This is a genomic window from Campylobacter concisus (assembly GCF_002092845.1).
GTDB lineage: Bacteria > Campylobacterota > Campylobacteria > Campylobacterales > Campylobacteraceae > Campylobacter_A > Campylobacter_A concisus_AQ.
The window spans coordinates 1-5813 of record NZ_LVXF01000018.1 but is presented as its reverse complement, the minus strand read 5'-3'; the positions used below and the strand labels follow the sequence as shown (position 1 = coordinate 5813).

Below are 5813 nucleotides of genomic sequence, written 5' to 3'. Positions count from 1 at the left end.
TAGAGTTAGAGTGTCTTTACCTATTAAGGTTATATCTTTACCATCAGTTTGAGTTATTGTTACTTTAGAGTCAGAACCCTCTGTAACTATCTTTTCACCTTGGTATACAATATCTCCTACACTTAATTGTCTTACCTCTCCTGTTAAGTCATTAAGTGCTCTTGCTATTCCTCCGTTTACGCTTTTAACTACTCCGGCTTCTTTAGCCATCATATTCTCCTTATTGTTTATAGTATTTTAAATTTTGAATGAATTATATAAATTTTAGAAGGGCTTGTCTATTGTACTGGGGTACAATGCGAAAAACTATTTAGCACATATCATAAATATCATACCAGTCAACATGTATATCTTAGTGTCTTAATATATAGTATAAATATAGCAATTATGGCTTTTTAAAATATAATATCACTTTTATACATATTGAAAATCATTATATATTTCTATATAATTACTCAAATATTTTAAAAGGAGTTTAAATGCAGAGAAAAATCGTGCTTAGCCTCGCTTTGGTCGGCGTTTTAACCGCCGCACAAAACGAAGTAGAGCTAAAATCGCTAGAAGGCGTAACCGTCACGGCGCAAAGATCGTCTCAAAGCGTAGACGAGATAAGCAAAAGCGTCTCGGTAGTAGATAAAGAGACGATAGAAAGAAAGCTCGGCAAAAGCGTACCCGAGCTAATCAGCGAGGCGCCGGGAGTATCCATCGTAAACGAAGGCATGGACTCGGGCACCGTAAACGTGCGAGGTTTTAGTTCGTCTGATTACCGCGTGCCGATGTTCGTAGACGGACTTAGGTTTAGAGGTAGGCCGGCGTTTGAGTATTCGATATTTACGCCCGATCAAATCGAAAGGATAGAGATAATAAGAGGTCCTGCTAGCACGCTTTACGGCACGGACGCCTTTGGCGGCATAGTAAATTTAGTCACCAAAAGAGCTAGCGGAGACGTATACGGCGACTGGGCGCTATCTGATACGTATCTAAGCACCCAATATCAAAGCGCGAACAAAGGCGTGCAAAACCGCTTACAACTCGGCGTAGTCGGACACGGCTTTGACGCATTGCTGGGCTTAAACTACAAGCACGGCAAGGACTACGACACTCCGGCGGGTAAAATTCCAAATACAAGATACAATTATCGAAGCCTTGATTTTAAAGGCGGATATAGCTTTGCCGATTTTCACAGGCTTGAGCTCGTAACTAGATACACAGAGTCGCAGCGCGGCGTAGTCGGTACGGCGGTCGGCGCTCCCGGAACGGCAAATAAAAAAGGCTTTCAAAAGTACATAAAAGAAGCGCCTCTTAGAGAAAAATACGTAGCACTAAACTACGAAGGCAACATAAACGACAAATTTATATTAGATTCTAGTTTGTATTACAGAGAGCTTTACACGCATCTAAATATAAGGCCCTATATCGGCTCGTTTTCGCCTAGGCAAGTCGATAACTACGTAAACGGTCCGAAGGTCTACGGCGGCAAATTTATCGGTAAATTCGTAGGCGATAATCTAACCCAAACCTACGGCGTAGATTTTTATTACGAGGACTGGGATAGCGTGTATCAAAGCGTAAATAACGGCCCTAGATTTCGTAATAGGCTAAGAACCAAACAGCTTGACGTCGCCGGGTTTGGACTGCTTGAATACGCATTTAGCAACGACGCGATTTTAAGCGCAAATTTACGCTACGACCGCATAAAAACGTCCTTTGATATGGATAGCTCGATGAGCCCAGCCGTAAAAGCCCTATACGAAAACGCCAACGATAGAAAAGACGGCAGAGCCAGCTATGGTCTGGGGCTTATTTATCCCGTCGTCGGAGGACTTGAGTTTGTGGGTAACTTCTCGACTTCGTTTAGAGCCCCTATGAGCGGCGAGGTTGCTCCGATACTTACGTTTTCAGGCAGCGAGGCGTATCTACCGAACCCTGATCTAAATATCGAAAAAGGCGTTACCTACGAGGCCGGACTTCGCTATACGGATAAAGCGCTTAGATCGAATTTGATATTTTATACGGGAGATTATAAAGACCTGATAGTCGAGCGAAACTGGCAAAGCGGCGGCGTGACCTACTATCAGTCGCAAAACGTAAACAGAGCTAAGATAAGCGGAGCGGAGTTTGACCTCGCTTATAAAATTTTATCAAATTTGGAGTTTAAAACAAATCTCGCTTATACGCGCGGTAAAAATAAACAAACCGGCAAACCGCTTCCGGAGATCGCTCCGCTTAGCGGACGCGTGGCCGTCTCTTATTCGCCGGAGTTTTTGGCAAATTCTTACATAGAGTATAGCGGCGACTGGGCGGCAAGAAAGACGCGTATAGACGATAGCGTAGAGCGCGAGCGAGCGGGATATTTCGTGCATAACCTATACTTTGGCAAGAGCCTGGGTAAACTAGGCTTCTTAAAAGATTTTAGCCTAAATTTCGGCGTCGAAAATATCTTTGACAAAGAATACGCCCCGAGCCTAAGCTACGAGCTAATCAGCCAGCCTAGAAGCGCTAGCAACCCGCTCATAAATCCGGGTAGAAATTTCAAACTAGGCTTTAAGGCTAGCTTTTAAAATTTAAATTTGCCGAGCGGGTTTTAAACCAGCCCGCTCAAAAACCCTAAAATTTAAAAATTTAAGGATCAAATTTGAGAAAAATCATATCCGTTTTATTGCTGCTGGCCGCGACGCTGGGCGCGCTTGAATTTACCGATCAAAACGGCAATAAACTTCGCTTCGACCGCTCCGTTAAAAGCGTAGCGCTGTTTCCCGTGCCGCTAGCTTCGTTTTCTCTTAGCGTCGAAAACAACGTATCTCGCCTAGCCTCAGTCCATCCGATGGCTAAGAAAAATATCGAGCGCGGAATGCTCGGAAAAATGATAAAAGGCGCGGCTAGTATCCCCGCAGGCGGTATCGGAGAGGATTTTACTCCAAATATCGAGGAGCTGCTAAAACTATCTCCCGATCTAGTCGTGCAGTGGGGCATGAGAGGCGAAAAGATCATCGAGCCGCTACGAAAAGTAGGGCTAAACGTAGCTTTAGTAAATTTAAGCGGCACGGAGGAAGATCCGCTTTTTTGGTTTGGGATGCTTGGTAAAATTTACGAAAAAGAGCAAAAGGCGGAGCAAATTTTACAAAACAGAGCCGAGGTAAGAGCTAAGATCGAAAATTTCGTAAAAGGGTTTAGCAAAAAGCCGAAGGTTCTTTTTATATTCGGCCGAGATAAAAGCTACGAGGCAGCCGGCGGCGGGACGTATTTCGACTACGAGATAAAGCTAAGCGGCGGAGCGAACGCGGCGAATTTCGGGGGATTTAGAATTTTAAATAAAGAAGAAATTCTCGCGCAAAATCCCGACGTTATCTTGCTTAGCAACTTCGACGAGCTAACTCCGCGGGACTTTTTTGACGATAAAATTTTAAAAAACGTAAAAGCCGTCAAGCAAAAAGCCGTCTATAAAATGCCTCTGGGAGGCGATATGTGGGAGCCGCCTACGGGCGAATCGCACCTGGGCTGGACGTGGTTTAGCGTGCTGTTTTCGGGGCAGGCGCATATAAATTTAAAAGACGAGATGAAAAAGAGCTACAAGCTGCTCTACGGCTACGATCTAAACGACGATGAGATAACTCAAATTTTACGCTTCGACCTAAACGGAGAGAGCAAATTTTACGAGCTTTTTAGATAATGAAAAAATATCTGTTTTTATCGCTTTTTCTAGCTTTTTCGGTCGTTTTTTCGCTGCTTGCGGGCAGGATTTCGCTTGAGGGGCTAATTGATTATTATCAAAACGACAAAGAGACGCTTTACGCTTTGATATTCGACCTGCGCCTACCAAGGCTGATAGCGGCGTTTTTGATAGGCGCCAGCCTTAGCGCGGCGGGCGTGATATTTCAGGCGATGTTTGCAAATCCTTTGGTAAGCCCGAATATCCTGGGCGTCGGTAGCGGAGCGGGGTTTGGCGCGGTGGTTTGCATTTTGGCCTTCGGTAGCCCCGTAGTCACGCAAATAGGCGCTTTTATTTTCGGCTTTTTGGCCGTCATGATAGCTTACGCCCTGGGCGTTTTGGCAAACAAAAACTCAAAGCTCATGCTGGTGCTTGCGGGCATCATCACGGGCGCTATCTTTGAAGCGCTAATCTCCGTCGTCAAATACGTCGCCGACACGCAAGAAAAGCTTCCTAGTATCGTATATTGGCTAATGGGAAGCTTAAGTGCCATATCTTGGAGCGACGTGGCAGCGCTTGCTCCCGTTTGCGTTAGCGGGCTTGTGCTTTTGAGTCTAATGGGCTGGAAGCTAAACATTTTATCCCTAGGCGGCGAACATGCAAGCATTTTGGGCGAGAGTAAATTTTTAGGCTTTATATTTATCGTGCTTGCTACTCTGATAACGGCCGCAAGCGTAGCCATCGCCGGCATCATTGGCTGGGTCGGGCTTTTGATACCGCATATTACGAGGCTGATTTATGGCTCCGATAACTCGCGGCTAGTTCCGATTTCTGCGATTTTAGGCGGGATATTTTTGATGCTAACCGACGTCGCGGCTAGAAGCGTGAGCTCGGCTGAAATCCCGCTAAGTATCCTAACCGCGCTTATAGGCGCTCCGATAATCGGCATCATAATCGTTAAAAAGGGCAAAAGATGGTCTTAAGCGTAGAAAATTTAAGCTTTTCTTACGGGGCGAAGCAAATTTTGCAAAATTTGAACCTTAGCCTAAAAAGCGGCGAAACGCTTGCGATTTTGGGCCCAAACGGCATAGGTAAATCTACGTTTTTAAAGATTATTTTAGGACTTTTAAAAGCAAAAAGCGGTCAAATTTTGATTGATGGTTGCGATCATGCCTCTCTTAGCGGCAAAGAGCGTGCCAAACTCGTAGGATACGTGCCCCAAAGCGAAAATATCGCTTTTAGCTTTAAGGTAAAAGATCTGATTTTAATGGGCGTAAACGCAAATGTCGGTACGTTTTCAAGGCCGAGCGCAGAGGATAGAGCGATGTCCGAGGAAGCTGCACAAATTGCGGGCGTTAGCGAGTATTTAAATTTAAACATAGACGAGCTAAGCGGCGGCATGATGCAGCTAGTGCTTATAGCTCGCTCGCTAGTACTACGGCCCAAAATTCTAATCATGGACGAGCCTACATCATACCTCGACGTCTTTCATCAAAACGCCGTTTTAAGCCTAATCAAAAAGCTAAATAGCGAGCGTAAAACCTGCGTGATCTTTACCTCGCATCATCCCGACCACGCGCTTGCGGCGGCGGATAAAACCTTGCTTTTAAATGGTCCCTTGGGATATGAATTCGGCGCGACGGGTCAAATTTTAAATGGTGAAAATTTAACCAAACTTTTTGGTATCGATTTTATAAATTTAAACATCGAAGATAAAAGGAGGTTGCTGGTTAGGTGGAATATCGATTAATTATAGAGTGCTTAGATTTTTATAATAGCTTTTACCAGGCCATAAGCCATAAAAACTATTATTAGGCATTTGTAAATTTATACAAAAATAGACAGAAAGTCATTTTACATAGATTAAAAAGACAAACAATTATAAAAATTTAATGATAAGAAAGAATATCCCAAAGGAATTTCCTTTGGGATTAAAAGTCTAGATATTAAAGTACGTGTATTTGGTCTTGAACTTCGATTGTAGTTGTACCACTAGTATAAGTAGTATAACCACCAGAACTAGCACCTTTAGTCCAACTACTTCCAAGAGTAAGCTCATCGTTACTATCACCATCTATTTTTAGCTTATTCTCATTACTATCACGTAATATATCTTGAACATTGCTAGCTGTAAGAGATAAGGTTGTCTTTTCTCCATTAGTCA

The 5813-nt window shown here is 43.8% G+C and carries 6 protein-coding genes; 4 read left to right on the top strand and 2 right to left on the bottom strand.

The genetic code is table 11. The features are described from left to right. The coding region (locus A3854_RS04980; protein ID WP_141081833.1) for a hypothetical protein at positions 1 to 210 on the bottom strand (210 nt) is incomplete at its 3' end. 269 nt (positions 211 to 479) lie between these two features. Between A3854_RS04980 and A3854_RS04975 the strand changes: the two genes are divergently transcribed. The 4 genes from A3854_RS04975 to A3854_RS04960 all read left to right on the top strand — a co-directional run bounded on the left by A3854_RS04975 (position 480) and on the right by A3854_RS04960 (position 5399). Beyond that, positions 480 to 2561, top strand: a complete 2082-nt coding sequence (locus tag A3854_RS04975; protein WP_084041575.1) for a TonB-dependent receptor — start codon at positions 480 to 482, stop codon at positions 2559 to 2561. A 74-nt stretch (positions 2562 to 2635) separates the two neighbouring features. Next, the gene (locus A3854_RS04970) at positions 2636 to 3670 is read left to right on the top strand and encodes an ABC transporter substrate-binding protein (protein ID WP_084041574.1); all 1035 of its coding nucleotides are present in this window, start codon (positions 2636 to 2638) and stop codon (positions 3668 to 3670) included. Then, positions 3670 to 4632, top strand: coding sequence for a FecCD family ABC transporter permease (locus tag A3854_RS04965; protein ID WP_084041573.1), 963 nt, complete (start codon positions 3670 to 3672; stop codon positions 4630 to 4632). The genes A3854_RS04970 and A3854_RS04965 overlap by 1 nt, the downstream gene beginning before the upstream one ends. Beyond that, positions 4623 to 5399 (top strand): ABC transporter ATP-binding protein, encoded by a 777-nt coding sequence (locus A3854_RS04960; RefSeq protein ID WP_084041572.1) that lies wholly within the window; start codon positions 4623 to 4625, stop codon positions 5397 to 5399. The genes A3854_RS04965 and A3854_RS04960 overlap by 10 nt, the downstream gene beginning before the upstream one ends. 196 nt (positions 5400 to 5595) lie before the next feature. On the opposite strand, the gene A3854_RS09565 is transcribed toward A3854_RS04960, so the two are convergent. Then, a partial coding sequence (locus A3854_RS09565; protein ID WP_180378648.1) for a hypothetical protein occupies positions 5596 to 5813 on the bottom strand: 218 nt, incomplete at its 5' end.

Excerpts from the sequence above, each read along its gene's own strand:
- A3854_RS04975 (WP_084041575.1), top strand. The coding sequence starts at position 480 with ATGCAGAGAAAAATCGTGCTTAGCCTCGCTTTGGTCGGCGTTTTAACC.
- A3854_RS04965 (WP_084041573.1), top strand. The coding sequence starts at position 3,670 with ATGAAAAAATATCTGTTTTTATCGCTTTTTCTAGCTTTTTCGGTCGTT.
- A3854_RS04960 (WP_084041572.1), top strand. The coding sequence starts at position 4,623 with ATGGTCTTAAGCGTAGAAAATTTAAGCTTTTCTTACGGGGCGAAGCAA.